Annotated in this window: 29 protein-coding genes, 4 tRNA genes and 1 pseudogene; 11 read left to right on the top strand and 23 right to left on the bottom strand. The window is 68.7% G+C overall.

What is annotated here, in order from left to right; translation table 11 throughout:
* The 5 genes and pseudogenes from L0C25_RS14405 to rplJ form a co-directional block, all read right to left on the bottom strand.
* Entirely contained in the window at positions 1 to 828 is an 828-nt protein-coding gene (locus tag L0C25_RS14405; protein ID WP_271632361.1) for an MlaE family ABC transporter permease, read from the bottom strand.
* A gap of 2 nt (positions 829 to 830) precedes the next feature.
* Positions 831 to 1,613 (bottom strand): MlaE family ABC transporter permease, encoded by a 783-nt coding sequence (locus L0C25_RS14400; RefSeq protein WP_271632360.1) that lies wholly within the window; start codon positions 1,611 to 1,613, stop codon positions 831 to 833.
* 154 nt (positions 1,614 to 1,767) lie between these two features.
* Positions 1,768 to 2,727 carry an ABC transporter ATP-binding protein gene (locus L0C25_RS14395; protein WP_271632359.1) on the bottom strand — a complete coding sequence of 320 codons (960 nt, stop codon included), beginning with the start codon at positions 2,725 to 2,727 and terminating at the stop codon, positions 1,768 to 1,770.
* A 323-nt stretch (positions 2,728 to 3,050) separates the two neighbouring features.
* On the bottom strand, positions 3,051 to 3,443 hold the full coding sequence (gene rplL / locus L0C25_RS14390) for a 50S ribosomal protein L7/L12 (protein ID WP_271632358.1): 393 nt from the start codon (positions 3,441 to 3,443) through the stop codon (positions 3,051 to 3,053).
* A gap of 52 nt (positions 3,444 to 3,495) precedes the next feature.
* Positions 3,496 to 4,105, bottom strand: a pseudogene (gene rplJ / locus L0C25_RS14385) (50S ribosomal protein L10).
* Between the two features lie 344 nt (positions 4,106 to 4,449).
* On the opposite strand from rplJ, the gene L0C25_RS14380 reads away from it, so the two are divergent.
* Positions 4,450 to 5,439, top strand: coding sequence for a hypothetical protein (locus tag L0C25_RS14380; RefSeq protein ID WP_271632356.1), 990 nt, complete (start codon positions 4,450 to 4,452; stop codon positions 5,437 to 5,439).
* A gap of 93 nt (positions 5,440 to 5,532) precedes the next feature.
* Here L0C25_RS14380 and L0C25_RS14375 read toward each other — a convergent pair whose 3' ends face one another.
* The 7 genes from L0C25_RS14375 to L0C25_RS14345 all read right to left on the bottom strand — a co-directional run bounded on the left by L0C25_RS14375 (position 5,533) and on the right by L0C25_RS14345 (position 9,503).
* Positions 5,533 to 5,886, bottom strand: a complete 354-nt coding sequence (locus L0C25_RS14375) for a hypothetical protein (RefSeq protein WP_271632355.1) — start codon at positions 5,884 to 5,886, stop codon at positions 5,533 to 5,535.
* A gap of 2 nt (positions 5,887 to 5,888) precedes the next feature.
* Positions 5,889 to 6,752, bottom strand: a complete 864-nt coding sequence (locus L0C25_RS14370; protein ID WP_271632353.1) for an LppX_LprAFG lipoprotein — start codon at positions 6,750 to 6,752, stop codon at positions 5,889 to 5,891.
* A 99-nt stretch (positions 6,753 to 6,851) separates the two neighbouring features.
* Complete coding sequence (gene rplA / locus L0C25_RS14365; protein WP_271632352.1) at positions 6,852 to 7,565, bottom strand: 50S ribosomal protein L1; 714 nt, start codon at positions 7,563 to 7,565, stop codon at positions 6,852 to 6,854.
* A gap of 120 nt (positions 7,566 to 7,685) precedes the next feature.
* Positions 7,686 to 8,117, bottom strand: coding sequence for a 50S ribosomal protein L11 (gene rplK / locus L0C25_RS14360; RefSeq protein ID WP_271632351.1), 432 nt, complete (start codon positions 8,115 to 8,117; stop codon positions 7,686 to 7,688).
* A 45-nt stretch (positions 8,118 to 8,162) separates the two neighbouring features.
* Positions 8,163 to 8,996, bottom strand: a complete 834-nt coding sequence (gene nusG, locus L0C25_RS14355) for a transcription termination/antitermination protein NusG (RefSeq protein WP_408641704.1) — start codon at positions 8,994 to 8,996, stop codon at positions 8,163 to 8,165.
* Positions 8,997 to 9,139: 143 nt separating this feature from the next.
* Positions 9,140 to 9,367: a preprotein translocase subunit SecE gene (secE, locus tag L0C25_RS14350; RefSeq protein WP_271632349.1), complete on the bottom strand. Its 228-nt coding sequence runs from the start codon at positions 9,365 to 9,367 to the stop codon at positions 9,140 to 9,142.
* 63 nt (positions 9,368 to 9,430) lie between these two features.
* A tRNA-Trp gene (locus L0C25_RS14345) sits at positions 9,431 to 9,503 on the bottom strand.
* A 208-nt stretch (positions 9,504 to 9,711) separates the two neighbouring features.
* Between L0C25_RS14345 and L0C25_RS14340 the strand changes: the two genes are divergently transcribed.
* Positions 9,712 to 10,941 (top strand): pyridoxal phosphate-dependent aminotransferase, encoded by a 1,230-nt coding sequence (locus tag L0C25_RS14340; RefSeq protein ID WP_271632348.1) that lies wholly within the window; start codon positions 9,712 to 9,714, stop codon positions 10,939 to 10,941.
* A gap of 4 nt (positions 10,942 to 10,945) precedes the next feature.
* A complete protein-coding gene (locus tag L0C25_RS14335; protein ID WP_271632347.1) occupies positions 10,946 to 11,980 on the top strand; it encodes an adenosine deaminase in 1,035 nt (344 codons plus the stop codon).
* Positions 11,981 to 12,057: 77 nt separating this feature from the next.
* Here L0C25_RS14335 and L0C25_RS14330 read toward each other — a convergent pair whose 3' ends face one another.
* Entirely contained in the window at positions 12,058 to 12,603 is a 546-nt protein-coding gene (locus L0C25_RS14330) for a carboxymuconolactone decarboxylase family protein (protein WP_271632346.1), read from the bottom strand.
* A gap of 62 nt (positions 12,604 to 12,665) precedes the next feature.
* Here L0C25_RS14330 and L0C25_RS14325 point away from each other — a divergent pair, with 62 nt between their 5' ends.
* Positions 12,666 to 13,139 carry a MarR family winged helix-turn-helix transcriptional regulator gene (locus L0C25_RS14325; protein ID WP_271632345.1) on the top strand — a complete coding sequence of 158 codons (474 nt, stop codon included), beginning with the start codon at positions 12,666 to 12,668 and terminating at the stop codon, positions 13,137 to 13,139.
* A 98-nt stretch (positions 13,140 to 13,237) separates the two neighbouring features.
* Here the strand turns inward: L0C25_RS14325 and L0C25_RS14320 are convergent, their stop codons facing one another.
* From L0C25_RS14320 to L0C25_RS14290, 7 genes are all read right to left on the bottom strand, one after another.
* A complete protein-coding gene (locus L0C25_RS14320) occupies positions 13,238 to 14,710 on the bottom strand; it encodes an arylsulfotransferase family protein (protein ID WP_271636835.1) in 1,473 nt (490 codons plus the stop codon).
* Between the two features lie 58 nt (positions 14,711 to 14,768).
* Positions 14,769 to 15,806, bottom strand: a complete 1,038-nt coding sequence (locus tag L0C25_RS14315; protein WP_271632344.1) for a UDP-N-acetylmuramate dehydrogenase — start codon at positions 15,804 to 15,806, stop codon at positions 14,769 to 14,771.
* On the bottom strand, positions 15,799 to 16,197 hold the full coding sequence (locus L0C25_RS14310; RefSeq protein WP_271632343.1) for a MaoC family dehydratase: 399 nt from the start codon (positions 16,195 to 16,197) through the stop codon (positions 15,799 to 15,801). Before L0C25_RS14310 ends, L0C25_RS14315 begins: the two co-directional genes overlap by 8 nt.
* 4 nt (positions 16,198 to 16,201) lie before the next feature.
* On the bottom strand, positions 16,202 to 16,600 hold the full coding sequence (locus L0C25_RS14305) for an FAS1-like dehydratase domain-containing protein (protein WP_271632342.1): 399 nt from the start codon (positions 16,598 to 16,600) through the stop codon (positions 16,202 to 16,204).
* Positions 16,601 to 16,673: 73 nt separating this feature from the next.
* A complete protein-coding gene (gene rpmG / locus L0C25_RS14300; protein WP_271632341.1) occupies positions 16,674 to 16,844 on the bottom strand; it encodes a 50S ribosomal protein L33 in 171 nt (56 codons plus the stop codon).
* 70 nt (positions 16,845 to 16,914) lie between these two features.
* Positions 16,915 to 16,988: transfer RNA gene (locus L0C25_RS14295), tRNA-Met, on the bottom strand.
* Between the two features lie 45 nt (positions 16,989 to 17,033).
* A tRNA-Thr gene (locus L0C25_RS14290) sits at positions 17,034 to 17,106 on the bottom strand.
* A 171-nt stretch (positions 17,107 to 17,277) separates the two neighbouring features.
* Here L0C25_RS14290 and L0C25_RS14285 point away from each other — a divergent pair.
* Complete coding sequence (locus L0C25_RS14285) at positions 17,278 to 17,949, top strand: SDR family oxidoreductase (RefSeq protein ID WP_271632340.1); 672 nt, start codon at positions 17,278 to 17,280, stop codon at positions 17,947 to 17,949.
* Positions 17,910 to 18,131: a Rossmann-fold NAD(P)-binding domain-containing protein gene (locus L0C25_RS14280; RefSeq protein WP_271632339.1), complete on the top strand. Its 222-nt coding sequence runs from the start codon at positions 17,910 to 17,912 to the stop codon at positions 18,129 to 18,131. Before L0C25_RS14285 ends, L0C25_RS14280 begins: the two co-directional genes overlap by 40 nt.
* A gap of 144 nt (positions 18,132 to 18,275) precedes the next feature.
* On the opposite strand, the gene L0C25_RS14275 is transcribed toward L0C25_RS14280, so the two are convergent.
* Entirely contained in the window at positions 18,276 to 19,091 is an 816-nt protein-coding gene (locus L0C25_RS14275; protein ID WP_271632338.1) for a DUF4240 domain-containing protein, read from the bottom strand.
* Positions 19,092 to 19,187: 96 nt separating this feature from the next.
* On the opposite strand from L0C25_RS14275, the gene L0C25_RS14270 reads away from it, so the two are divergent.
* Together L0C25_RS14270 and L0C25_RS14265 are read left to right on the top strand one after the other, a co-directional pair.
* Positions 19,188 to 20,024 (top strand): tetratricopeptide repeat protein, encoded by an 837-nt coding sequence (locus tag L0C25_RS14270; RefSeq protein ID WP_271632336.1) that lies wholly within the window; start codon positions 19,188 to 19,190, stop codon positions 20,022 to 20,024.
* A 49-nt stretch (positions 20,025 to 20,073) separates the two neighbouring features.
* Complete coding sequence (locus L0C25_RS14265) at positions 20,074 to 21,099, top strand: ABC transporter substrate-binding protein (RefSeq protein ID WP_271632335.1); 1,026 nt, start codon at positions 20,074 to 20,076, stop codon at positions 21,097 to 21,099.
* 6 nt (positions 21,100 to 21,105) lie between these two features.
* Here the strand turns inward: L0C25_RS14265 and L0C25_RS14260 are convergent, their stop codons facing one another.
* Together L0C25_RS14260 and L0C25_RS14255 are read right to left on the bottom strand one after the other, a co-directional pair.
* The gene (locus L0C25_RS14260) at positions 21,106 to 22,029 is read right to left on the bottom strand and encodes an NADP-dependent oxidoreductase (protein ID WP_271632334.1); all 924 of its coding nucleotides are present in this window, start codon (positions 22,027 to 22,029) and stop codon (positions 21,106 to 21,108) included.
* A gap of 90 nt (positions 22,030 to 22,119) precedes the next feature.
* A tRNA-Tyr gene (locus L0C25_RS14255) sits at positions 22,120 to 22,201 on the bottom strand.
* Between the two features lie 122 nt (positions 22,202 to 22,323).
* Here L0C25_RS14255 and L0C25_RS14250 point away from each other — a divergent pair.
* The 3 genes from L0C25_RS14250 to L0C25_RS14240 all read left to right on the top strand — a co-directional run bounded on the left by L0C25_RS14250 (position 22,324) and on the right by L0C25_RS14240 (position 26,000).
* Positions 22,324 to 22,818, top strand: coding sequence for a YajQ family cyclic di-GMP-binding protein (locus L0C25_RS14250; RefSeq protein ID WP_271632333.1), 495 nt, complete (start codon positions 22,324 to 22,326; stop codon positions 22,816 to 22,818).
* 222 nt (positions 22,819 to 23,040) lie between these two features.
* Positions 23,041 to 24,921, top strand: coding sequence for a 2-oxoacid:acceptor oxidoreductase subunit alpha (locus L0C25_RS14245; protein WP_271632332.1), 1,881 nt, complete (start codon positions 23,041 to 23,043; stop codon positions 24,919 to 24,921).
* Entirely contained in the window at positions 24,918 to 26,000 is a 1,083-nt protein-coding gene (locus L0C25_RS14240) for a 2-oxoacid:ferredoxin oxidoreductase subunit beta (protein ID WP_271632331.1), read from the top strand. Before L0C25_RS14245 ends, L0C25_RS14240 begins: the two co-directional genes overlap by 4 nt.
* The last annotated feature ends 105 nt before the right edge of the window (positions 26,001 to 26,105 follow it).

Here is a 26,105-nt window from a genome sequence, read left to right as displayed (position 1 = left end):
CTAACCCGCCAATCGAACCGTCGTCGTCGTACCCCAGATCGCCATCGACAGCAGCAGGTCGACGACGTTGATCGCAACGATCGAGGTACGTACGGCGTGGCCGACGGCGACACCGACACCGGCCGGGCCACCCGTGGCGTAGTAGCCGTAGAAGCAGTGGATCATGATCACCACGACGGCGAAGATGAGCACCTTGAAGAACGACCACAGCACGTCACCGGGAGGTAAGAACAGGTCGAAATAGTGGTCGTACGTGCCGGGACTCTGCCCGTACGCGACGGTGACCACGAACCTGGTCGCGAAGTACGACGCGAGCAGTCCGACGATGTACAGCGGGATGATCGCGCCGAGCCCGGCGATCACCCGCGTCGTGACGAGGTACGGCAGCGACGGGATGGCCATCACCTCGAGGGCGTCGACCTCCTCGCTGATCCGCATCGCGCCGAGCTGAGCGGTGTAGCCGCAGCCGACCGTGGCGGCGAGCGCGATACCGGCGACGAGCGGCGCGATCTCGCGGGTGTTGAAGTACGCCGAGATGAACCCGGTGAACGCGGACGTACCCAACTGGTCGAGCGCCGTGAACCCCTGCAGGCCGACCTCGGTGCCGGTGAAGAACGACATCGCGGTGATGACGCCGATCGTGCCGCCGATGACGGCGAGGCCGCCCGAACCGAAGGTGACCTCGGTCAGCAGCCGCAGGATCTCCTTCGGGTAGCGCACGAGCGCCCGCGGCACCCAGATCAGCGCGCGGATGTAGAACGCGAGCTGGCGCCCGAGGTCGTCGACCCCGCCGAGCGGGCGCTGATAGAGAGTACGCAGATCTGCCATGGCTATATCGCCTTCTCGGGCACGATCTGGAAGTACATGGCAGACATGAAGAAGTTGATCACGAACAGCAACATGAACGTGATCACCACGGCTTCGTTCACGGCGTCACCGACACCCTTCGGTCCGCCCTTCGCGTTCATGCCCTTGTAGGCAGCGACGACCGCGGCGACCAGACCGAAGACGAGCGCCTTCGCCATCCCTTGCCAGAGATCGGGTAACTGGGCCAGCGCAGTGAACGAGGCGAGGTACGCGCCGGGCGTACCCCCTTGCAGGATGACGTTGAACGCGTACCCGCCGATCACGCCGACGATGCTGACCAGGCCGTTGAGGAAGACTGCGACCAGCATGCAGGCGAGCACCCGGGGTACGACCAGGCGCTGGATCGGGTCGATGCCCAGCACCTGCATCGCGTCGAGCTCCTCGCGGATCTTGCGCGCTCCGAGGTCGGCGGCGATCGCCGAGCCACCGGCGCCGGCGACCATCAGGGCCGTGGCGATCGGCCCGGCGTTGCGTACGATCGCGATCACCGCTGCGGAGCCGGTGAACGACTGGGCGCCGAACTGGCTGATCAGCGAGCCCGTCTGCAGCGCGATCACCGCACCGAACGGGATCGCGACCAGGGCGGTCGGGAAGATCGTGACCGACGCGATGAACCACGCTTGGTTCAGGAACTCGCGCAGCTGGAACGGGCGACGAAAGATCGAGACGATGACATCGAGCCCGAAGGCGAAGAGGCTGCCCGCGACCCCGATGGGCCTCGCGACGGCGTTTAGTGCCCCGGCCATCAACGCTGCCCGTCGAGAGCGGCGTCCGGCGGGATGCATCGCAAGGCCGAGAAGGGAAGTCGGTGCCGATCCACCTTCGACCGACGAGAACGCAGCGAGGCGCCCGTCCGGGCGTCGCGCAACAGGGTGTGCGTTGGTGGCCGGGGCACTGAGCTCACGCAGCACCACCGGGCGCCATCGACATCGTCTGGCGGAACGAGCCCGGAGGCGGTGTGACACCGTTCTGCCGGCACCATTCGCCGGGAGGACGCTGCCCGCGGCGCGGCCTGCCGTCGGACGGCATCACCTGCATCGGGATCGGCGGGAGCGGCGGCATCTCGTAGTGCGCCTCTTGGGCGAGCTCGTCCTCGTCCTTCTCCTCGGTCATGCCGATCGGGCCGGCCTTCTGCGCGTTCAGGAACTGGCGTACGGCGGGCTGGTCGCTGGACAGCAGCATCTCGCGGTGACCGAACATCGCGAGGTGCTGGTGATAGAGCATGCCGATGTTGTCGGGCACGGTACGCGCGGTGTTGATGTCGTGGGTGACGATCAGGAACGTCGCGTCGATCTGCGAGTTGAGATCGATGATCAGCTGGCTGATCAGCGCGGTACGTACGGGATCGAGGCCGGAGTCGGGCTCGTCGAACAGGATGATCTCGGGCTCGAGCACCAGGCCGCGGGCGATGCCGGCGCGCTTGCGCATACCGCCGGAGATCTCACCGGGGAGCTTGGTCTCGGCCCCGACCAGGCCGACCATCTCCATCTTCTCCATCACGATCTGACGGATCTCGGACTCGGGCTTCTTGGTGTGCTCGCGCAGCGGGAAGGCGACGTTGTCGTAGAGGTTCATCGAGCCGAACATCGCGCCGTCCTGGAACAGCACGCCGAACAGCTTGCGGATCTCGTAGAGCTCCTTCTCCTTGCAGGTGGCGACGTCGGTGCCCTCGATGACCACCGAGCCCCGGTCGGGCTTGAGCAAACCGATCAGGGTCTTCAGGAAAACGGACTTACCGGTGCCCGACGGCCCGAGGATCACCGAGATCTCGCCGGGTGGCAGCGTGAGGGTGACATCGCCCCAGATGAGCTGGTTGCCGAAGGACTTCGTGAGCCCTTCGACCTGCACTGCTACACCCACGCACGTGCCTCCTTGCCTGCACGGTGCGGCCGCCGCACTGCGGCGTCCGCACCCCTGGGTTTTCTTTGTGCTCGGGCCACGCGGCCCGTCACGAACTTGTGTCTCGCGCCCTTGCCGACACGTCGATCTCTGCGGCTACTCCCGGATGGCGTGTGACGCGCATCCTAATCAAGCGTGGATGCTACCTGACGGTAACCCGGGGTTACAACCCCCGGTGTCGTGGTGTTACCGCACCGTTGCGGGGGGCACGTAGGTACGCGAAACGGGCGGCCAGCCGCAATGGCTGGCCGCCCGTCCTCAGGCTGCGAGCAGCCCGTGCGATGTCACTTGACCGAGACGGTGGCCCCGGCGCCCTCGAGGGCCTCCTTGGCCTTCTCGGCGGCCTCCTTGTTGACCTTCTCGACGATGGCCTTCGGCGCGCCCTCGACGAGGTCCTTGGCCTCCTTGAGGCCGAGGCTGGTGAGTCCGCGGACCTCCTTGATGACCTGGATCTTCTTGTCGCCGGCGGCCTCGAGGACCACGTCGAACTCGTCCTGCTCGGCAGCGGCCTCGTCGGCGGCATTGCCTCCGGCGGCCGGGGCGGCGGCAACGGCCGCGACGGGCGCGGCTGCGGTGACGTCGAACGTGTCCTCGAACTGCTTCACGAACTCGCTGAGCTCGAGGAGGGTCATCTCCTTGAACGTGTCCAGCAGCTCGTCGGTGCTCAGTTTCGCCATGGTGGCGGTTCCTTCCTGGGGTGGTGGTGCTTGGTACGTGAGGGTGGTGCGGTCAGTCCTTCGACTCGGCCTCGGCGGCGTCGTCGGCCGGCGCGGCGGCGGGCTCCTCGGACTGGGCCTCGCCCGCGCCGGCGATCACGGACGGGTCGGACTCGGCCTTGGTCTGCAGCGCTCCGACCGCGCGGGCCGCTTGGGCCAACGGGGCGTTGAAGAGCGCGGCGGCCTGGCTGAGGCTGGCCTTCATGTCACCTGCGAGCTTGGCGAGGAGGACCTCGCGCGACTTCGAGGTCGGCCAGCTTCTTGATCTCATCGGCATCGAGCGACTTGCCGTCGAGCACGCCACCCTTGATCACGAGAGGTTGGTTCGCCTTGGCGAAGTCACGCAGACCCTTCGCGGCCTCGACCGGGTCGCCCTTGATGAAGGCGATGGCCGAGGGTCCGGTGAGCAGGTCGTCGAAGGCATCGACGCCGGCTTCGCGGGCCGCGATCTTGGTCAGGGTGTTCTTCACCACGGCGTAGCTGACGTCCTCACCGAGCGAGCGCCGCAGATCCTGCAGCTGCTTCACGGTGAGACCGCGGTACTCGGTCAGCACGGCACCGTTGCTGCTGCGGAACTCCTCAGCGAGCTCGGCGACCGCGGCTGCCTTGTCCTGGCGCGCCATGGGTCTCCTTCTCATTCGTCGGTTGCGCCGAATGAGCTGGCGTACGAGGGGCCCGGACAGGAAAGAAGCCCCGGCGCAGGCGCACGGGGCGAAAGACGTACGAGACGTCTTGCGATTCAGTGTCCTGCGCGGGCCGCCCACCTGAATGGGACCTTCGTCATGACCAGCGGTCTTCGGCAGCGGCCAGCATATCGGGTGGGCAGCGCTCACGCCAAATCCGTGAGCCGCACGCTGTTGTGCGACACGCCCGCGTGTCGCCGCACGAGCGTGGGGCTCAGCAGATTGGGCTGTGCGTGCCTGTGGATACGCGCGCCGATCGAGTTCCGCGGCGGCACATTGCCAGTATGCGCGACATTTCGTACGTCCCCCAGCTGACCCGACGCACGTCCAGGCTTCGCGACGACGGTGTTACCGCGTGGGCTCTTCGGGGCGAGCAGTACGAGACCCCCTTTCGCGGGCTGCGTCGCCCTGCGGGAATCTCCATCGACCAGCCCGCCACCCGAATCGCCGACGCCCTCGGGTTGATGACCGACGGCTGCGTGCTGACCGGGTGGGCATCGCGATGGCTGCAGGGCCAGGCCTATTGCGACGGCGAACGGTACGGCAAGGATTTGCCGGTGACGTTCTTGTGCGGCCCTGGCGCTCGGCTGCGCCGCCAGCCAGGCACACGACCGCGCGAGAGGCGTTGGGTCCCCGGCGAGGTGGTTGACCTCGACGACGTCGTCGTCGCGACCATCGCCCGCGCGGCCTACGACGACATGCTGGACGCACCGAACCGCATCGAGGCCCTGGTGGCGGTCGAAATGGCGACGAGCACGATCATCGAGCAAGCCCGGACAGCGGCCGGGAACGTACGAGCCGTCTTCGACGCGCACGTGAAGACTCGGGGTCGGGTTCAGGCTCGATGGGCACTCGCTCACTTGAGCACCAGATCGGCAAGCCCCTGGGAGACGCGTACCCGCGTCCTCGCGACCGAGACTCTCGGCATCGAGACCTGGCACGTCAACGTGCCGGTGTTCGACCAACGCGAGAAGCTGCTTGGGATCCCCGACCTGCTCGATCCCGACTCGGGTCTCGTGATCGAGTCCGATGGCGGCGACCACCGCGACATCGGCGTACACAATGCCGACAACGTCCGCGAAGAAGCGCTGGAGAACCACGGGTCGGCGGTGGTGCGTATCGGCTCGGCCCAGCTCAGCCGCAGCGAGCGTCCTGAAACCCGGCAACGGCTCCGGCTGGGTTTCGAGCGTGCGCACTCGATGGGTCGGCAAACCTGGACGACCGAGAAGCCGGCGTGGTGGCGGACCTGGCCTCCCGGCCGCCGCTGGGACTGAGCGCCCCGTGGGCCGCACGCTCTTGTGGGAAACGCCGGCGTGTCGCCGCACGAGCGGGCGGCTCACGGGGCGGGCGGCTCACCGGGCGGGCGGCTAGAGCGGCTGGAAGCCCCAGAGCATCAGGCCGAGGTCGTCGTCGTTGCCGATGCCGGTGATGATGCGGATGACCGTCACCAGCGCGAGCAGCGCGGCGACCGTCACGATCCACCTGCCGAGGCGCGTGTTGACCAGCTTGTCGTCGGTCCAGTCGGCGTACGGCCCGGTCATCCGCTGATAGAGCCAGTACGCGATGCCGCCCGCCACCAGCAGCCACACCAGCGCGCACAGCGCGTCGGGCAGCGGCCCGCTCGCGTACGCGATGCCGCTGACCAGCCAGCCGAGCAGCAGGCCGACGCTACCCGCGACGACTGGCGCGCCGGTCGCGTCGATCCGAGACGTTCGGGCCATCGTCACATCGTGGTGCCGAGGTCGAGCTCCGAGCCGTCGATGGTCTCGTCCGCGGGCGGCGCCTCGACCTCGACGGGCTCGCCCCACTTGGTGAACGTCATCTCCATGCTCATCGGCATGGAACCCGAGTCGAGGTCCATCGTCATCTTGCGGAGGAGGTCGTCGTCACCGATCCAGACGTACGCGACGACCTTCTTCGGCATATCGACGCTGCCACCACTCAGCGAGCTGCCCTCGGCCTGCTGCATCATGCCGCCGAGCTCGGAGCCGTCCATCGTCAGCTCGTACTTCGTCGCCTCGACGCCGTCGATCTCCTCGGTCTCGTCGGTCTTCTCGAAGTCCTTGAGGGAACCGGAGAGCTGCTTGACCATGGCGTTCGGGTCGGCCTGCTTGGTGATCTCGTCGAGCGACGTGCCGAGAGGGTTGCTGTCGTCGGTCAGGTCGAACGTGGCGAACTTGTCCTGCGTGTACGAGCCCATGTTGACGTACGCAATGCCGTCGACGAGGCGCATCTCGAGATCGCCGATCATCGGCATCTCCATCGTCATCGCCATCTTGGAGTCCTTGGGGTCGTCGGACTCGGGGTCCATCGCCATGTCGCCCGACCCGCTGATCTCCATGCCCGACGCCTCGATGTCCATCTCCAGATGCGCCGTCTGGGCCTTGCTCTGGGCGTCGGAGACCGAGGAGGCGAAGGTGTCCTGCGTCAGGGCGCCGGACGCCTGCGCCGCGGCGGAGTCACCGCCAACCGACGAGTCAACGCCGACGACGTCCTCGGCGTTGCCGCACGCCGTGAGGGAGAGTGTTGCGGCCGCGCCAAGCGCGACCAGAGTCTTGCGTACCTTCATCGGATTGCCCCTGAGCATCGGTGATCGTTTCGCGTCCGTATGACGGTCCAGCGTACCCAACGGTTCCGCCGCAGCCCTCCCCCTTTGGTGCTACGTACGCGAACGCTATCTGCCGGGTCAGTCCTCGTCGGCGACCGAGCGCGTGCGGTTCGGGTCGACCGGGATGCCCGGGCCCATCGTGGTCGAGAGCGTCACCTTGCGCAGGTAGCGGCCCTTCGAGCTGGCCGGCTTGAGTCGCAGCACCTCGTCGAGCGCGGCGGCGTAGTTCTCGGCGAGCTGCTGCTCGGAGAACGACGCCTTGCCGATGATGAAGTGCAGGTTGGCGTGCCGATCGACGCGGAACTCGATCTTGCCGCCCTTGATGTCGCCGACGGCCTTGCTCACGTCGGTCGTGACGGTGCCCGTCTTCGGGTTCGGCATCAGGCCGCGCGGACCGAGGACGCGACCGAGACGGCCGACCTTGCCCATCATGTCGGGCGTCGCGACGACCGCGTCGAAGTCGAGCCAACCGCCGCTGACCTTCTCGACCATGTCGTCGTCGCCGACGAAGTCGGCGCCGGCCTCACGGGCGGCTTCCGCATTGGCGCCGGTGGCGAAGACCAGGACCCTCGAGGTCTTGCCGGTGCCGTTGGGGAGGTTGACGGTGCCGCGCACCATCTGGTCGGCCTTGCGCGGGTCGACACCGAGACGCATCGAGACGTCGATGGTCGCGTCGAACTTGTTGATGCTGCCCGACTCCTTGGCGAGCTTCACCGCGTCGACGGGGCTGTAGAGGGCGTCGCTGTCGATCTTCTTGGCGATCGCGTTGTACGACTTGCTGCGCTGTGCCACTGGCTTCTTCTCTCTCTCATCGCCGCCTGCGCGGCGTACCAGGTGTGGTGTGCGGGCCAGCGTGCGCCCTACCACGGTTCGGTTGTTGCGTTGTGTGCTTCGACTCCCGACGGTGCGGGGTCAGCCGTCGACGGTGACGCCCATCGAGCGGGCGGTGCCCTCGACGATCTTCATCGCGCCGTCGACGTCGTTGGCGTTGAGGTCGGGGAGCTTGGTGCTCGCGATCTCGCGGACCTGGTCGCGGGTGATCTTGCCGACCTTGTCCTTGTGCGGGACCGACGAGCCCTTGGCGAGTCCGGCCGCCTTCTTGATCAACTCCGCCGCCGGCGGCGTCTTGGTGATGAAGTCGAACGAGCGGTCCTCGTAGATCGTGATCTCGACGGGGACGACGTTGCCGCGCATGGATTCGGTCTGGGCGTTGTACGCCTTGCAGAACTCCATGATGTTGACGCCGTGCGGGCCGAGCGCGGTGCCGACCGGCGGCGCCGGGGTGGCGGAGCCGGCCTGGAGCTGCACCTTGACCAGTGCGGCGATCTTCTTCTTGGGGGGCATGGTGGGGTCCTTGTCTCGGTTTTCGGTGTTGCGTACGTCGGCGTCTCAGACCCGTTGGATCTGGGAGAAGCTGAGCTCGACCGGCGTCTCCCGGCCGAAGATCTCCACCAGGGCCTTGACCCGGGCGGCGTCGACGTTGATCTCGGTGATCGTTGCGTGCAGCGTCGCGAACGGGCCGTCGACCACCATGACGGAGTCGCCGACCACGAAGTCGGTGAACTCGACCTTCGGGGTCTTCGCCTGCTGCTCGGAGCCGGCTCCGGCCGCGGCCTCGGGCTCGGCCTCCGGCTCGATGGTCGGGGCGAGCATGTTCTCGACCTCGGCCAGGCTCAGCGGCACCGGCTGGTGGGAGTGCCCCACGAAGCCGGTGACCGACGGCGTGTGGCGTACGGCGCCCCACGACTCGTCGTTGAGGTCCATGCGCACGAGGACGTAGCCGGGGAGAACGGTGCGCTTGACCATCTTGCGCTGGCCGTTCTTGATCTCGGCGACCTCTTCGGTCGGCACGATGACCTCGAAGATGAAGTCCTCCATGTTCAGGGAGGTCACGCGGTTCTCGAGGTTCGCCTTGACGCGGTTCTCCATGCCGGAGTACGTGTGCACGACGAACCAGTCGCCCGGCTTGCTGCGTAGCTCCTGGCGGAACTCGTCGAGCGGGTCGGGCGCTGCCGCGGGCGCGGCCTCGTCGGCCGCCTCCGCCTCATCGGCACCGGCCTCGCCTGCTGCCTCGGGCTCGCCTGCCGCGTCCTCGACGAGAGCATCGGCCTCGGGATCGGCAACGTCGGCGTCGGACGCCTCGGCCTCGACCGCGGGGTCGTACGCCTGCTCGCCGGGCTCACCGGCGGTCTCGGTCGCCTCGAGGGCAGCGTCCAGCCCGATCTCGACCTCGTCGACCTCGACGTCCTGCTCGAGGTCGGACTCACCCTCGGGTGCGACGTCCTCGACAGGCTGCTCGAGCTCGGGCTCGTTGTACGGCTGGGACACGGTTGGTTACGCCACCTTCGCTACGGCCGACCCGGGGGTCAGGCGAACACTGCGAACATCGCCTTGCCGAACGCGAAGTCCAGCCCGGCGACGATCGCCATCATCACGAGTACGAAGACGAGCACGACGAAGAAGTACGTCACGACCTGGTTCTGCGTCGGCCAGACGACCTTGCGCAGCTCGGCGACGACCTGCCGATAGAACGTGGCCGGCGACGTACGCCCGCCGCTCTTCCCACTCGGGGTCGAGGCGCGTGTCTCGCTCACCACATTCCACCTACCACTCGTCGACTCATCTCGTACGCCCGACCGGGTGGCCGGGACCTTTCGCAGGGCAGGAGGGACTTGAACCCCCAACCTTCGGTTTTGGAGACCGATGCTCTGCCAGTTGAGCTACTGCCCTAAAGCGAATCGCCCGCGCGGTCGCGGCTGTACATCACCTGAAGGGGTGAGGGCATGACGACCTAGCGTGGAAATCCACCGCGAGACGAGTGTACGGGAGCCGCCGTTCGCAGTCGAACCGAGGCGGTGCACGACGCTTCGCGGAGCGCGACAGCACCGACGGCGGATACCGCGTAGCGCGCGCGTCGGCGCGGTGCAACGATAGGCACATGACTCAGTCGGCCCCTTCCCCCACCACCATCGAACACCGGGTGTCAGCTCGCATCGGCGGCATCACCGAGTCCGCGACGCTCGCGGTCGACGCCAAGGCCAAGGCGCTCAAGGCCGCCGGCCGTCCGGTGATCGGGTTCGGCGCCGGCGAGCCCGACTTCCCGACGCCCGCCTACATCGTCGACGCCGCCGCTGCCGCGTGTCATGACCCGGCCAACCACCGCTACTCGCCCGCCGGCGGCCTGCCCGCGCTCAAGGACGCGATCGTTGCCAAGACCGCCCGCGACTCCGGGTACGAGGTCGAGGCCGCACAGGTGTTGGTGACCAACGGCGGCAAGCAGGCGGTGTACGAGACGTTCGCGACGCTGCTCGACCCGGGCGACGAGGTGCTGCTGCCGACGCCGTACTGGACGACGTACCCCGAGTCGATCCGGCTCGCGGGCGGCGTACCCGTCGACGTCGTCGCCGACGAGACGCAGGACTATCTCGTGACCGTCGAGCAGCTCGAGGCCGCCCGCACCGAGCGTACGAAGGTGCTGCTGTTCTGCTCGCCGTCCAACCCGACCGGCGCGGTCTATCCGCGCGAGCAGGTCGAGGCGATCGGCCGCTGGGCGGTCGAGCATGGCCTCTGGGTCGTCACCGACGAGATCTACGAGCACCTGACGTACGACGGGGTCGAGTCCGCGTCGATGCCGGTGGTGGTGCCGGAGCTCGCCGACACGTGCGTGGTGCTGAACGGCGTCGCCAAGACGTACGCGATGACCGGTTGGCGGGTCGGCTGGGCGATCGGCCCGCGCGACGTGATCAAGGCCGCGACGAGCCTGCAGTCGCACGCCACCTCCAACGTCGCGAACGTCTCGCAGCGGGCCGCGATCGCTGCTCTGACCGGCGACCTGTCGGCGGTCGACGAGATGCGGGCGGCGTTCGACCGGCGGAGGCGCACGATCGTCGAGATGCTCAACGCGATCGACGGGTTCACCTGCCCGACACCGACCGGCGCGTTCTACGCGTACCCCTCCGTGAAGGCTGCTCTCGGCCGTCCGGTCGGCGAGATCACGCCGACGACGTCGGTCGAGCTGGCGGCCGCGATCCTCGAGCAGGTGGAGGTCGCCGTCGTACCCGGGGAGGCGTTCGGTACGCCGGGCTACCTGCGGCTGTCGTACGCGCTGTCCGACGACGATCTGGTGGAGGGCGTGTCCCGCATCCAGAAGCTGCTCGGCACGGCCTGACGCCTTGCGACCGGTCGCGACCCTTCCGAAGGCTCACCTGCACCTGCACTTCACCGGCTCGATGCGGCACACCACGCTGGTGGAGCTCGCCGAGCGCGACGGCGTCCGGCTGCCCACCGCGCTGGTCGAAGACTGGCCGCCGCAGCTGAGCGCGGCCGACGAGAAGGGCTGGTTCCGGTTCCAGCGGCTGTACGACGTTGCGCGTTCGGTGCTGCGTACGGAGGGCGACGTACGCCGGCTGCTGCGCGAGGCCGCCGAGGACGACCGCGACGACGGGTCGGTCTGGATGGAGATCCAGGTCGACCCGTCGGGCTATGCGGGGCTGTTCGGCGGCATCACGGCGTTCACCGACCTGGTGCTCGACGCGGCGCGCGAGGCAGAGCGAACGGCCGGGATCGGCATCGGCGTGATCATCGCGGCCAACCGCACGAAGCATCCGCTCGACGCGCGTACGCTCGCGCGGCTGGCGGCGCAGTACGCGGGCCGCGGCGTGATCGGGTTCGGGCTGTCCAACGACGAGCGGCGAGGAACGACCGCCGACTTCGAGCGGGCGTTCGCGATCGCCCGCCACGCCGGCCTCGCGAGCCTGCCACACGGCGGCGAGCTGCGTGGCCCGGCCAACATCGACGCGTGCCTCACGCACCTGCATGCCGACCGACTCGGCCACGGCGTACGCAGCATCGAAGATCCCCGGCTGCTCAAACGGATCGCGACGGCGGGCATCCCGCTCGAGGTGTGCCCCGCGTCGAACGTCTCGCTCGGCGTGTACGACACCTACCAGGAGGTGCCGGTACGCGAGCTGGTCGCGGCCGGCGCACAGCTCGGGATCAGCGCCGACGACCCGCTGCTGTTCGGGTCGCGGCTCGCGGCTCAGTACTCGATCCTGCGGGCCGCGCAGTCGTTCACCGACGACGAGCTCGCGGAGCTCGCGCGCATGTCCCTGCGCTCGGCGCGGGCGCCGAGCGACGTCGTCGAGTCGGGGCTCAAGGGCATCGACGCCTGGCTGCGTACGCCCGACCCGGAACCGCCCGCAGACTGACGCCCCCGCCCTGTGGGCCGCACGCTTGTGCGGGGACACGCCGGCGTGTCGCTCCAGAACGTGCGGCCCACGGGGGCTCAGGCGGTCCAGGCGTACGACGCGAGCTGCTCGTCGAGCGGGGCTCCGGTCATCCGGTTGGCGAACGCGCTGATCGTGTACACACCGATCGCGAGGACGATCTCGAGCGCGTTCTGCTCGTCGTACCCCGCGCGCCAAAACTGCGCGAAGGTCGCCTCGTCGACCACGCCGCGACCGTCGATGGCCGCGAGCGTGAACGTACGCAGCGCCTCGTACCGCTCGTCGTCGAGCGGCCGACGCTCGCGCAGCGCCGCGATCAGTGCCTGGGGCGCGTCGAGGCGCTCGAGCCGTGCCGAATGCATCGCCACGCACAGGTGGCACTCGTACCGGGCCACGATCGTCATCACGGCGACCTCGCGGGAGACCGGGTCGAGCGTCGCGCGCTCGAACTGCGCGTTGGCCGCGCTGAACGCGTCGAGCACCTCCGGCGAGGTCGCCATCAGGCCGACACCCGCCGGCAGGTAGCCGAACGCGCCCTCGATGGCGCCCATCCGGCGCCGTGCCCGCTCCGGCGCGGAGTCGATCGTGTGGATGGGAAAGGTCATGAGTCCCCCTTGCGGTAGATTGGTCAACATGGTTGTCCAAATAGTAAACCTGGTTGTCGGATATGCCAAGCCGACCTGACAATCCCGGGTACGAGCTGCCGCTGCTGTTGTTCGGTGGCTTCCGCACCCTGATCGACGAGCTCCATGCCCGGCTGCGCGAGCAGGGACACCCGGACGCGCGCCCGGTCCACGGATTCGCGATGCAGGCGATCGGGGTCGACGGCGCGACGGCGAGCGAGGTCGGGCGGCGACTGGGTGTCTCCAAGCAGGCGGCCGGCAAGACGATCGACGGGCTCGAGCGGCTCGGGTACGTCGCGCGTACCGCCGACGAGCACGACGCCCGCCGCAAGCTGGTCGTGCTCACCGACGACGGCATCGACGTGCTGCGGCGCTCGGCGGAGATCTTCGACGAGTTGCGCGCGAGCTGGGTACGCACGCTCGGCGCGGAGCGACTACGCGCGATGGAGACAGACCTGCGCACCGTGGTCGGCGCGCACGCGTACCGCCTGGACGCCCAGGCGTGGTTCGGCGCCTGACCACCCGACACCCGGCCCCCACCGTGGGCATGACGTTCGGGCGGCAACACGCCGTGTGTCTCCGCCCGAACGTCATGCCCACGGGGCGGTCAGGGAGGCTACGGCCAGAGGCCGGGCTCGGCGGTCGCGAGCACCTTGCCCTTCGCGTCGAGCGCCTGTGCGGCGACGTACGGCCGGTCGGGCATGTCGACCGACGTCTCGAACCCGTCCCGCGGCACGGTCGCCACCACACGCGCGCTCGCCTTGTCACTACCCGCGACGAACCGCCACGAGGCGACCTCCGTCGCGCCGTTCCAGCTCGCGTACGCGGTGCCGTCCTCGTAGACCACCTTCGGCGGCTCCGTCGGCGTCGCGTGCCACTGGCTGCGGTGCACCCGGTAGCTCTGACCGTCGACTGCCGCGTCGTACAGCAGCTTGCCGCCGTGGGTGTACTCGGAGTAGTACTCCTCGGAGCCCCAGCCGATGACCACGTGCCCGCCGGGAAGCACCTGCATGTTGCCCTGACTCGACGACAACCGGTCGTCGGGCGGCAGGTACTCCTCGACCACGCGTGCCGTGTGGTGCTTCTCGTCGAGCGCCAGCCGCAGTCCGCGCGACTCGTCACCGACCTGCGGCCAGGCCTCGTTGTCGAACAGCGTGATGGTGCCGTCGGGCTGTCGCTGCGCGTCGTGCTGGTACGCGAACTCGGAGTTGCCGGTCATCTCGAAGTCGCTCCCGGACCCGCCGAGTGTCCAGTCGACCTTCCCGGTCGACTCATCGATCCGGTAGAGGGCGCTGGTGTTGCGCGCCGAGACGAGCAGACCGTCCTTGCCGTCCTCGTTGACGGAGTTCACGTGGTACGGGTCGAGCGGCGCCTGCTTCGTACCCGGCTCCTCCGGGTTGTGCTCGGGATCCTCGATCGTCTCGGTGAGCGGCACGTGGTCGAGCATGTTCCAGCGGAACCGCACCTTGCCGGTCTTGACGTCGACCTCCTGCACCACGCAGTTGGCGACGTAGCCGTTCTTCGGACCGCCGATGTCGCGCAGGTCGCGGCGTACGATCGGGAAGCTCGTCATCAGCGCCGTGCCGTGCGAGGTCAGCGTCATGTTGTGGAAGTCGGCTCCGAGGCCCGGAGTCGTGACGGTTGCGATCTCGTTGTACGACGTGTCCATCAGGACGTACTCGCCACGACCGTAGCCGCCGGCCAGGTGCTTGCCCTGCCACCACGTGAGCACCGGCTTGCCCTGGTAATGCTGCATCCGGAAGTCGTACGTCCAGCGGTCTCCGACCGGGTTGATCCACACCGGGTCTCCATCGGAGTCGACGATAGTCGGGCCGTGCATCGGGTCGTCCGCGCCCTTCGGCGCCAGGAAGACCAGACCCGGGGCGGCCTTCGACGTGTCACCGGTGACGTCGATCATCGGCGCCGGCAGATCGGGGCGGCCGACGAACTCCTGGACGTCCGCGGCCTCCTCCGACGCCGCCGGATCCTCGGTCGGTTCGCCCGCGGTCGAGTCCGACTGCGGCGCGCATGCCGCAATCGTCACCAGAACCGCCGCCACCGCGGCACCGAGCCGTGTCATGTCTCCCATCGATCTCACGCACACACCATGCCAAGGACGCCCAAACCCACGATCTGGATGCCTCGGCTCAGATACTCGCCCCGACGACGACCGGCTCGTTGCGCAGCGTGATGCCGTACGCGGCGCGCACGCCGTCGCGTACCTCACGTGCGAGATCGACCAGCTCGGCGGCGCTCGCACCGCCCCGGTTGGTCAGCGCGAGCACATGTTTCGTGGACAGGGCCGCCGCGCCCCGCGCGTAGCCCTTCTCGAAGCCCGCGTGGTCGATCAGCCAGGCCGCGCTGGTCTTGACGGTGCCGTCGGGCTGCGCGAAACGCGGAGCATCGTCGGGAAGCTCTGCCGCCTCGTCGGCGGTCAGGATCGGGTTGGTGAAGAACGACCCTGCGCTCCACGTGTCGTGGTCGTGCTCGTCGAGCACCATCCCCTTGCCCCGCCGCAGCGCAAGGACGGCCTCGCGTACGTCGGCGGCCTTCGCCCGCTCGCCCTGCTCGACGCCGAGGCGGCGGGCAAGCTCGGCGTACGCGACGGGTGCGGACAGCTCGCCGAGCGCGAACTGGAACGTCACGGACACCACGACGAACCGGCCCGGCTCGCGCTTGAACCTGCTCATCCGGTACGCGAAGTCGCAGTCGGCCGCCGCGAACGTCCGCACCCGGTCCTCGACGCGATCGTACGAACGTACGCCGGCGATCGTCTGGGAAACCTCCTGGCCGTACGCACCGACGTTCTGGATCGGGACCGCACCCGCGAGGCCGGGGATGCCCGACAGCGCCTCGATGCCGACCCAGTGCTCTCGAACCGCCCGCTCCACGAACGGGTCCCACGGCTCGCCGGCCGCGAGCGTCACCATCGCACCGCTGCACGCGTCTGCCTCGACGTCGACGCCGCGCGCCCGGACCAGGACGACCGTGCCGGCGAAGCCGTCGTCGGCGATCAGCACATTGCTGCCCCCGCCGAGGACGAGCACGGGCTCGCCCGCAGCGTCGGCATCGCGTACGGCGGCGAGGAGCTCGGCCTCCGACGCGACCTCGAGGAGTCGACGAGCCGGCCCGCCGAGACGCAGGGTCGTCAGCGGTGCGAGCGGGACGTCGCTTCGCTCACGCAACGAACGCCCTCGCCATCCCGAGCACCTTCTCCTCGCCACACCGGACCGTGAGGTCGATGCGCGTGCGTCCGTCGGTGACGTCCTTGACGAGTCCGGACACCTCGATCTGCGTACCGGCCTCGTCATCGGGCACGAGGACCGGCTTGGTGAACCGCACCGCGAACTCCACCACCTGCTGGCCGTCGTCGAGCCAGGACTCGACGGCGCGACCGGCCAGCGCCATCGTGTACATGCCGTGCGCGAGCACGCCCGGAAGCCCCACCGACATCGCGACCCGATCGGACCAGTGGATCGGGTTGAAGTCGCCGCTCGCCCCCGCGTACCGCACGAGATCGGCGCGGGTGATCGGGTACGCGAGCGGGCCGAGCTCGCTCCCTGGTTCGAGGCTCATGTACTCATCCCTTGTGAGCGAGCGTCGCGTACGCCGAGCACACGTGCTCACCCTCGACCGTCGTGATGTCGCTGCGGGTTGTGACGATGTCGGTGCCCGCCATGTGCCGTAGCTTCTCGATCTGCAGCTGCGCGGTCAGCACGTCACCCGCACGGATCGCCCGCTCCGAGACGAACCGCTGATCGGCGTGTACGACGTTGCGCAGCTCGATGCCGACCTCGGGATCGGCCATCAGAGCCGTCATCGCCCGGAACGCGATCACGATCGGGAAGGTCGGCGGCGCCTCATCGGCATCGGGCGGGTAGCCCACCGCCGCAGCGAACTCCGCGATCTCGTGTCGGCTCACGTCGTACGGCGCGGTCGGCGCGAAGGTGCGCCCGGCGAGGTCGGGGTCCAGGGCCATGGGAGGAGGCTATCGGTACGCGAAACGGCACCCTCCACGTGCGTACGTGGGGGTGCCGTGGTGCGCCGACGGGTCAGCGGGTCTCGCGGTGCTCGGTGTGCTCTTTGCAACGCGGGCAGTACTTCTTGAGGTCCATCCGGTCCGGATCGTTACGGCGGTTCTTCTTGGTGATGTAGTTCCGCTCCTTGCACACGGTGCAAGCCAAGGTGATCTTGGGGCGGACGTCTGAACTCTTGCTGGCCACTGGAGTGTCCTCTGTCGGTCGTACTGCTGGTCGGCGCCGTGTGGCGCCTGCTGCCGGTCGGCTTGTTACGTAGCGGGGGCGGGGCTCGAACCCGCGACCTCACGATTATGAGCCGTGCGCTCTGACCAACTGAGCTACCCCGCCATGGGGAGGGTGACCTGCCTCGAGCGAGGAGGCCATCCAACCCAGAGCCCCTTTACGGAATCGAACCGTAGACCTTCTCCTTACCATGGAGACGCTCTGCCGACTGAGCTAAAGGGGCGAGCCGACGGTCGATGGTACACAGTGCGACCGGCAATCCGGAAATCGGCTGCCGCCGCTCCATTCTCTATCGTGTGGACGGGAGGTGTCGACCACGTTTCCGACCTCGCTACGGGGCGGTAACATTGAAATAGTACATTTGTCCCAATCGATCTCCGGGAGCGGAACCTCCATGCCTCTCACCTCCATGCACGGGCGCAGGGTCTTCCTGACCGGCGCCGCGAGCGGCATCGGACGCGCGACCGCCCTTGCGGCCGCCGCGGACGGGGCCGAGCTGTTCCTCACCGACCTCGACGGCACCCGGCTCGACCGGGTCGTCGCCGACGTACGCGATGCCGGCGGGCGGGTCGCGTTCGCGAAGCCGGCCGACGTCGCGGACTTCGAAGCCGTGCGTACGCTCGCGGGCGAGATCCACGACGCGCACGGGCCGATGGACGTCGTGATGAACATCGCGGGCATCTCGACCTGGGGCACCATCGACCGTCTCCAGCACCACCATTGGCGGCGCACGGTCGACATCGACCTGATGGGACCGATCCATGTCATGGAGTGCTTCGTACCGCCGATGATCGATGCCGGGCGAGGAGGCCAGCTCGTCAACGTCTCATCCGCAGCGGGGCTGTTGGGCCTTCCGTGGCACGCGGCGTACAGCGCGGCGAAGTTCGGGCTCCGCGGCGTGTCCGAGGTGCTGCGCTTCGATCTCGCCCGACACGGGATCGACGTGACGCTGGTGTGCCCGGGGGCCGTCGACACCCCCTGGTCGGCACCGTCGACATCGTGGGTGTCGACCGCGACGCGCCGGAGATGCATCGGCTCATCGAGCGCTTCCAGCGGCACGCGGTGACGCCCGAGCAGGCCGCCGAGGCGATCATCCGCGGAATGCGGTCGCGCCGGCACATCGTCTACACGTCCCGCGACATCGCGTTCGGCCACTGGTGGCAGCGCAAGTTCGCACCGGCGTACAACGTGGCGATGACGTACCTGAACCGCCGTTTCACCAAGGTCGCCGAGCGCAACCTGCGCTGAGACGTCCACCTGGGAGCGGGAGAGCGCTGCCCCTGCGCCGAGGTACGCCTTCCCGCCGTTACGCCACCCCGGGATCGGCAGGAACGCGTACCTCGGCGGGAGGTTTGACCTGGGATCGTGGCACCGTCGCCGGGAACCTGCGACTCAGCGTCGGCCGGGGTCGGGCGGTGGGGCCTTCCAGCCGACGCTGTCGGCGACGGCCGTCCACGCCTCGACGAGCACGGCGCGCATCTCCGCTCGTCGATCGGCCGCGGCGAGCAGCCGCTCGACGGGCACGGCATAGCGGTACTCCCTGGCCGCGGGCCGACCCGACTCGTTCAGCCCGGTCTCGGCGTCGTCCTCGACCGATACGCAGACGACACCCGCCCGAGTCGACTGCGTACAGAACCACGACCGCCAGGTCCGCGCCTGGGTGAGGTCGGCGACCGCGGACGCCACCTGCGGGTCCGTACCAACGCCGACATCCCAGTCGGCGTCGAGCGCGTCGACCTCGGCGGGCGGGTCGATCGCGTCGAGCGGGTCAGCGGCATCGATCGCGTCGAGCGGGTCGCCGACCTCGTCCGGACGCTGCGCGCTCAGCCACTCGACCTGTACGCCGTCCAGCTCGATCTCTACCGGCTCGAGGATGTTCTCGCCCACGACAAGGAGGTCCTCGGCCTCCTCGAAACCCCAGTCGTCGGCATCGAACGGAGCATGCGCCCGGCGGGCCTTCTCGTACGCGGGCCGCCCGGCGGCGATGATCGCGGCCGCGAACCACTCGGCGGTCTCGGAGTACCGCAGTTCCTCCGGGATGGCGGGTGACTCCGCGAGTACGTCGATGCGCTCGTCGAGCGCGGTCCCGAACGCCTCGACCGTCCGCGCCGGGAGCCCCCCGAGCCGCTCACCGAGGCGCGCGACCGACTCCTCGTCGGCCGTGCCGCCGAGGACGTCGATCAGGTCCCAGAACTCCGCGCTCCGCACATCCACATCCTCGCACCGGATCCTTCGCAACGGAATCCGTCGAGCGCGGCGAGACGATCCGCGGGCCCCGGTCGGCCTGTGACAGCATCGATGCCCGTGACCGAGCGCATGCCGAACACCCTCGACGCAGCGATAGACGCCGAGCGACTTCTGTTGGACCCCGCGGTACGCGCCGACCGCGTCGCGGTCGAAGCCCTGCTGCACCCTGACTTCACCGAGATCGGCGCGTCTGGCCGATCGTGGAGCCGCGCCGAGATCATCGAGGAGCTGGCCGGCGACACCGACGACGCACCTGCTGCCAGCACGAGCGACTTCGCTGCGACCTGGATCGCAGACGACACCGTTCTCGTCACGTACGCCAGCTCCGGTACGCGCGACGCTCGGCGCTCGTCGATCTGGCAGCGCGTCGCCGGGGCTTGGCAGGTGCGATTCCATCAGGGCACGCCGGCCGCACTGCCCCATAACGCCGACGACGAGTGGGACGAACGCGTTGCCGCCGTGTGGACCACCGCCGGCGGCGTCGACGAGGACACCGTCGGTGAGCGGATAGCCGCGCTCGTCGCGGAGCGTCCGGATGAGCCGCGCGCGGCATTCGAGCTGGCGTCGGCCCACGACTTCTGCGGGGACGAGGCCACCGCGATCGGGCTCTACGAGCGGGCGCTGCGAGGCGAGCTCGACGATGCGCGGCGCCAGCAGGCCGTCATCCAGCTCGCCAGCTCGCTACGCATCGTCGGCCGCGCGTCCGAGGCCGTCGCTGTGCTCGAGAGCCACACCTTCGATGCGACGTACGCCCCCGCCGCACAGGGATTCTCCGCACTCGCGCAACGAGACGCCGGACACCCGACCGAAGCCGTCCGCACCGCCGTACGCGCGCTGGCGACGACCCGTCCGGCGTACGCCAACGCGCTAGAGACGTACGCCGACGAGCGGTGACCGATGACCTCCAAGTAGGTTAGGCACACCTAAACTCACCGGAGGCGTCATGGCTCATCACATCGGTCGCCGTACCGTCCTGCTCGGCGGCGCGGCCCTGATCCTGTCGGCATGCGGGACCGACGATGACGAGCCGACGTCCAGCGGGTCCGGGAGCATCCGCGGGCGGTTTCCCGCGACGGCCGATCACGCGTACGGAACGACGACCGTCGAGAGCCGGCCCGAACGCATCGTCGTCGTCGGTCTCACCGAGCAGGACACTGTTCTCGCGCTCGGGCACACCCCGATCGCCACGACGGAGTGGTACGGCGAGCAGCCGTACGCCGTGTGGCCGTGGGCACAGGACGCGCTCGGTGGCGCGGAGCCGACCGTGCTCAGCGCCACCGACGGCATGGACTTCGAGAAGATCGCCTCGCTGCGCCCCGACCTGATCATCGGCACCAACTCCGGCGTCACCAACGCCGACTACGACAAGCTGTCCGAGCTCGCGCCGACGGTGGCCGCGCCCCCGGGCGCCTCGGACTACTTCTCGCCCTGGCCGGTTCAGACCCGGCTGATCGGCGACGCACTCGGACTCCGGCCCGAGGCCGACCGGCTGATCGAGGACATCGACGCCCGGTTCAAGTCCGAGGCACGCAAGCACCCCGAGCTCCAGGACAAATCGGTGGTGTTCCTGCAGAACGCCGTCTCCGACGGCAGCTACATCGCCTACCCACCCGGCCTCAGCACCCAGTTCCTCACCTCGCTCGGCCTCACCATCCCGGGATATCTCGAGGAGTACGCGCGCGGCGAGGAGCAGAGCTATATCCCTGCCGAGAAGATCGACGTGGTGAGCGACGCGGACGTGCTCCTGTGGGCGACCGAGAAGGCGTCCGACATCGACGCGCTTGAGGACGAGGCGACGTTCATGAACCTCGCACCCGTCGAGGAGGGCCGCGCGGTGTACACCGACGGCACCCTCGCCGGGGCGATCTACTTCACGACGCCGTTGAGCCTGCCGTACGTACTCGACCGCTTGCCGGGCTTGCTCTCCGACGCGGTCGACGGCGGTGCGCCGCGCGAGCTCGCGTCGTGACGACCGTCAGAGCATCGTGATGACGACCTTGCCGCGGGTGTGACCGGACCTACTCGCCTCGAGGGCACCGGCCGCGTCCTCCAGCGGGTAGGTCGCCGCGATGTCGACGACGAGCTCGCCGGACGAGACCAGCTCCGCGAGCCGGGCGAGCATTGCGGCATCGGGCCGGACGAAGACGTACCGGCCGCCCCGCTGCAGCACCTGCGGGTCGGCGATCGAGGCCACCCGGCCGCCGTCGGCCAGCAGGTCGTACGAGCTCGCCAGCGTGTCTCCGCCGACCAGGTCGATCACCACGTCGACACCACGCGGCGCGAGCGCTCGTACGCCGTCGACGAGCCCGTCGCCGTACGCGACCGGCGTGACCCCACGCTCGCGCAGGTGGTCGTGGTTGCCGGGGCTCGCCGTGCCGATGACGCTCGCTCCGCGCAGCCGGGCGAGCTGGGTGGTGAACGTGCCGACGCCCCCGGCGGCGGCATGGACGAGCACCGAGTCGCCCTCGCCGACCTCGGCGGCCGTCAGCACCTGCTCGGCGGTCAGGCCCGCGAGCGGGAGCGCCGCGGCCTCGGCGATGCTCATGCCGGGTGGAATCCTCGTGATCGCACGCTCGGGTACGGAGGTGCGCTGCGCGAAGGTGCCGAGCTGCACGTGGTCCTCGCGGTCGTACGCGAGCACCCGATCACCCGGCTCGACGGTCGTGACCGCGGGACCGACCGCCGACACGATCCCGGCGACGTCCCAGCCGGGGATCAGCGGGAGGTGATGGGGGTACGCGCCGCGCATCCCGCCCGCGACGACCTTCCAGTCGACCGGGTTGACGCCGGCGGCGTGCACCTCGACGAGGACGGTGTCCATCCCCACCACTGGCTCGGGCGCGTCTGCGACCTGGATGACGGACGGGTCGCCGTACTCGGTGATGAAAGCAGCTCTCATGGCAGGTGCAACCTTCGCACAGTTGGCGTGATTCCGCGCCCGCGGAGGTCGTACGAAGGCCCGGACCGCAGGGGTCCGGGCCTTCTTCGGTGGCAGGTGCAGGATTCGAACCTGCGTAGGCAATGCCGGCTGATTTACAGTCAGCTCCCTTTGGCCGCTCGGGCAACCTGCCGGGGTGCGCTGCCTCGTGCGAGGTGGCCGAGCCATCCCCCGATGCACAACGGAGCAACGGGGAGAAACAATAGCGCAGGACACTCACCCCGACGAAACCCGCATCCCACCCGGAGGGCAAGCATGGCCAGCGAGTCATCGTTCGACATCGTCAGCAAGGTCGACAAGCAAGAGGTCGACAACGCGATCAACCAGGCCGCCCGCGAACTCGCGACCCGATTCGACTTCAAGAACACCGGCGCGGCCGTCGAGCGAAGCGGCGAGCTCGGCATCGAGATCACCGCGAACGCCGATGAGCGTGCCCTGGCTGCCCTCGACGTACTCAAGGACAAGTTCGTCAAGCGCGGCGTATCGCTGAAGGCACTCGACGAGGGCGAGCCGCGGCAGTCGGGCAAGGAGTCGAAGATCTCCTGCACGCTCAAGGACGGCCTGACCCAGGACCAGGCCAAGAAGATCGCGAAGCTCATCCGGGACGAGGGTCTGAAGGGCGTGAAGACGCAGGTCCAGGGTGACGAGCTGCGGGTGACCAGCAAGAAGCGCGACGACCTCCAGGGCGTCATCGCGCTGGTCAAGGACGCCGATCTCGACTTCGCGACGCAGTTCGTCAACTACCGCTGACACGCCGGTAGCCGCCGAGGTACGGATTCCCGCCAATAGCGGCGACTCTATTGGCGGGAATCCGTACCTCGGCGGGCGCTTGGCGTCGGTCGACGATCCGGACACCGACGTACGCGATGAGTTCCGCCACCGGCGCGCTCACATGGTGGGACGCGTAGCCGGACAGTCGCGTCGGCGTACGATCGAGGGTGGCGGAGGCCTCCGTAGAAGGGAACACCCTCAGTGTCGAAGCAGGTACAACAGCTGGATCGCGTCGTGATCCGGTTCGCCGGTGATTCCGGAGACGGGATGCAGCTGACGGGGGATCGATTCACCCAAGAGACGGCCGCGTTCGGCAACGATCTCTCGACTCTGCCGAACTTCCCGGCCGAGATCCGTGCACCCGCGGGTACGCAGGCGGGCGTCTCGTCGTTCCAGCTGCATTTCGCCGATCACGACATCCTCACCCCGGGCGACCGACCGGACGTACTGGTCGCGATGAACCCCGCAGCGCTCAAGGCCAACGTCGGCGACCTCGCCGACGGCGGCACCCTCATCATCGACAACCACGACTTCGGCAAGCGCAACCTCGCGCGGGCGGGCTACGACGCGAACCCGCTCGAGGACGGCAGCCTGGAGTCGTACAACCTGCACACCGTCGACCTGACCGCGATCACCGTGGAGGCGATCGAGGCGTTCGGGTTGTCACGCAAGGACGCTGCCCGGGCAAAGAACATGTTCGCGCTCGGGCTGCTCTCGTGGATGTACGGCCGGCCGACCGACGGCACGATCGAGTTCCTCGAGCAGCGGTTCGCGTCCAAGCCGGACATCCGCGACGCGAACATCACCGCGTTCCGCAGCGGCTGGAACTACGGCGAGACGACCGAGGCATTCGCCGTCTCGTACGAGGTGAAGCCGGCCGCCCTGCCATCGGGCACGTACCGCAACATCACCGGCAACGCGGCGCTCTCGTACGGAATCGTGGCGGCAGGCGTACAGACCGGGCTGGAGGTCTTCCTCGGCGCTTACCCGATCACGCCGGCGTCGGACATCTTGCACGAGGTCAGCAAGCACAAGAACTTCGGCGTGACGACGTTCCAGGCGGAGGACGAGATCGCCTCGATCGGCGCGGCCCTCGGAGCGTCGTTCGGCGGTGCGCTCGGGGTGACGACGACGTCCGGGCCGGGAGTGGCGCTGAAGTCCGAGACCATCGGGCTCGCGGTGATGCTGGAGCTGCCGCTGCTGGTGATCGACGTACAGCGCGGCGGTCCGTCGACCGGGCTGCCGACGAAGACCGAGCAGGCCGACCTCCTGCAGGCCATGTTCGGGCGCAACGGCGAGGCGCCGATCCCGATCGTGGCACCCCGGTCGCCGTCCGACTGCTTCGACGCGGTACTCGAGGCGACGCGCATCGCGGTGACCTACCGGACGCCGGTGATGCTGCTGTCCGACGGCTACATCGCCAACGGTTCGGAGCCGTGGGCCATCCCCGACATCGCAAGCCTGCCGAAGATCCAGCCGAACTTCGTCACCGGCCCCAACCACACGAACGACGACGGCTCGGAGGAGTTTCTGCCGTACCTTCGCGACCCCGACACCCTCGCGCGGCCGTGGGCGCCACCGGGCGTTGCCGGGCTCGAGCACCGCGTCGGCGGCCTCGAGAAGGCCGATCGCACGGGTGACATCTCGTACGACCCCGACAACCACCACCGCATGGTGACGTTCCGCGACGCCAAGGTGCACCGGGTGGCCGACACCGTCGGCCCGACCGACGTCGACGACCCGACCGGCGACGCACGGCTCCTCGTGATCGGGTGGGGCTCGTCGTACGGCCCGATCGGCGCAGGCATCCGGCGTGCGCGGCAGGCGGGCTATCGCGTTGCCCAGGCGCACCTTCGACATCTCAACCCGTTCCCGTCGGACCTCGGCGATGTACTACGCCGGTACGACAAGGTGCTGGTGCCCGAGATGAACCTCGGCCAGCTGCGGATGCTGCTTCGCGCCGAGTACCTCGTCGACGCCGTTGGCTACAACCAGGTACGTGGCCTGCCGTTCGGAGCGGCCGAGCTGTCCGACGTGATCCGCGCGACCGCGGACTCCATCGACGAGGAGGCGACCCGATGACCGCCGTCGACCTGCCCACGCCTTCGTTGGCGCGCGACGGGCTGACGTCCGTACCAACGACGGACGACAAGCAGACCCGCAAGGACTTCGGCTCGGACCAGGAGGTCCGCTGGTGCCCCGGGTGCGGCGACTACGTCGTACTCGCGGCCGTACAGGGGTTCCTGCCCGAGCTCGGGCTCAAGCGCGAGAACATCGTGTTCGTCTCGGGCATCGGGTGCTCGTCGCGGTTCCCGTACTACCTCGACACGTACGGTATGCACTCGATCCACGGGCGCGCGCCCGCGATCGCGACCGGCCTCGCATCGACCCGGCCGGACCTTTCGGTGTGGGTCGTCACCGGCGACGGCGACGCGCTGTCGATCGGCGGCAACCACCTCATCCACGCGTTGCGACGCAACGTGAACATGACGATCCTGCTGTTCAACAACAGGATCTACGGCCTGACCAAGGGTCAGTACTCGCCCACGTCGGAGATCGGAAAGGTCACCAAGTCGACGCCGCACGGGTCGCTCGACACACCGTTCAACCCCGTGTCGGTGGCGCTGGGCGCCGAGGCGACGTTCGTAGCGCGCACGATCGACTCCGATCGTGCCCACCTGACCGGCGTACTTCGCGAGGCCGCCGCACACCGCGGCACGTCGCTGGTGGAGATCTACCAGAACTGCCCGATCTTCAACGACAACGCGTTCGACACCATCAAGGGTGCCGAGACCAAGGACCACGCGGTGATCCCGCTCGAGCACGGTCAGCCCGTACGGTTCGGGCCGAACGGCGAGCACGGTCTCATCCGCGACGGCGCGACCGGGGCGCTCCAGGTCGCCGACGTCGCCGACGATGCGGACGTCGCAAAGCTGGTCGTCCATGACGCGCACGCCGACGACCCGAGCCTGGCCTTCGCGCTGTCCCGGCTGACCGACGCGGGACACCTCAACCGCGCGCCGGTCGGCATCTTCCGTCAGGTCGAGCGGCCGACGTACGACGACCTCGCGCGCGAGCAGGTCACGTCGGCGACGGAGATGAACGGCGAGGGTGACCTGCAGTCGTTGATCAGCGGCCCCGACACCTGGAAGGTCAGCTAGCAACGCTGAGGAGAGGAAGTCTCTCCTCACCGGGCCGGGATCCACTCCTCACCGGGCCGGGATCCACTCCTCACCGGGCCGGGATCGACTCCTCACCGGGCCGGG

The organism is Solicola gregarius, assembly GCF_025790165.1.
In the GTDB taxonomy this organism is placed as follows: Bacteria; Actinomycetota; Actinomycetes; order Propionibacteriales; family Nocardioidaceae; genus Solicola; species Solicola gregarius.
This window is presented reverse-complemented; position numbering and strand designations above follow the sequence as displayed.

Bases quoted from the DNA above. Each gene is read 5' to 3' on its own strand.
- L0C25_RS14405 (WP_271632361.1), bottom strand. From the start codon at position 828: ATGGCAGATCTGCGTACTCTCTATCAGCGCCCGCTCGGCGGGGTCGAC.
- L0C25_RS14400 (WP_271632360.1), bottom strand. From the start codon at position 1,613: ATGGCCGGGGCACTAAACGCCGTCGCGAGGCCCATCGGGGTCGCGGGC.
- rplL (WP_271632358.1), bottom strand. From the start codon at position 3,443: ATGGCGAAACTGAGCACCGACGAGCTGCTGGACACGTTCAAGGAGATG.
- L0C25_RS14380 (WP_271632356.1), top strand. From the start codon at position 4,450: ATGCGCGACATTTCGTACGTCCCCCAGCTGACCCGACGCACGTCCAGG.
- L0C25_RS14375 (WP_271632355.1), bottom strand. From the start codon at position 5,886: ATGGCCCGAACGTCTCGGATCGACGCGACCGGCGCGCCAGTCGTCGCG.
- L0C25_RS14370 (WP_271632353.1), bottom strand. From the start codon at position 6,752: ATGCTCAGGGGCAATCCGATGAAGGTACGCAAGACTCTGGTCGCGCTT.
- rplK (WP_271632351.1), bottom strand. From the start codon at position 8,117: ATGCCCCCCAAGAAGAAGATCGCCGCACTGGTCAAGGTGCAGCTCCAG.
- L0C25_RS14340 (WP_271632348.1), top strand. From the start codon at position 9,712: ATGACTCAGTCGGCCCCTTCCCCCACCACCATCGAACACCGGGTGTCA.
- L0C25_RS14330 (WP_271632346.1), bottom strand. From the start codon at position 12,603: ATGACCTTTCCCATCCACACGATCGACTCCGCGCCGGAGCGGGCACGG.
- L0C25_RS14325 (WP_271632345.1), top strand. From the start codon at position 12,666: ATGCCAAGCCGACCTGACAATCCCGGGTACGAGCTGCCGCTGCTGTTG.
- L0C25_RS14320 (WP_271636835.1), bottom strand. From the start codon at position 14,710: ATGGGAGACATGACACGGCTCGGTGCCGCGGTGGCGGCGGTTCTGGTG.
- L0C25_RS14310 (WP_271632343.1), bottom strand. From the start codon at position 16,197: ATGAGCCTCGAACCAGGGAGCGAGCTCGGCCCGCTCGCGTACCCGATC.
- L0C25_RS14305 (WP_271632342.1), bottom strand. From the start codon at position 16,600: ATGGCCCTGGACCCCGACCTCGCCGGGCGCACCTTCGCGCCGACCGCG.
- L0C25_RS14285 (WP_271632340.1), top strand. From the start codon at position 17,278: ATGCCTCTCACCTCCATGCACGGGCGCAGGGTCTTCCTGACCGGCGCC.
- L0C25_RS14280 (WP_271632339.1), top strand. From the start codon at position 17,910: ATGCATCGGCTCATCGAGCGCTTCCAGCGGCACGCGGTGACGCCCGAG.
- L0C25_RS14265 (WP_271632335.1), top strand. From the start codon at position 20,074: ATGGCTCATCACATCGGTCGCCGTACCGTCCTGCTCGGCGGCGCGGCC.
- L0C25_RS14260 (WP_271632334.1), bottom strand. From the start codon at position 22,029: ATGAGAGCTGCTTTCATCACCGAGTACGGCGACCCGTCCGTCATCCAG.
- L0C25_RS14250 (WP_271632333.1), top strand. From the start codon at position 22,324: ATGGCCAGCGAGTCATCGTTCGACATCGTCAGCAAGGTCGACAAGCAA.
- L0C25_RS14240 (WP_271632331.1), top strand. From the start codon at position 24,918: ATGACCGCCGTCGACCTGCCCACGCCTTCGTTGGCGCGCGACGGGCTG.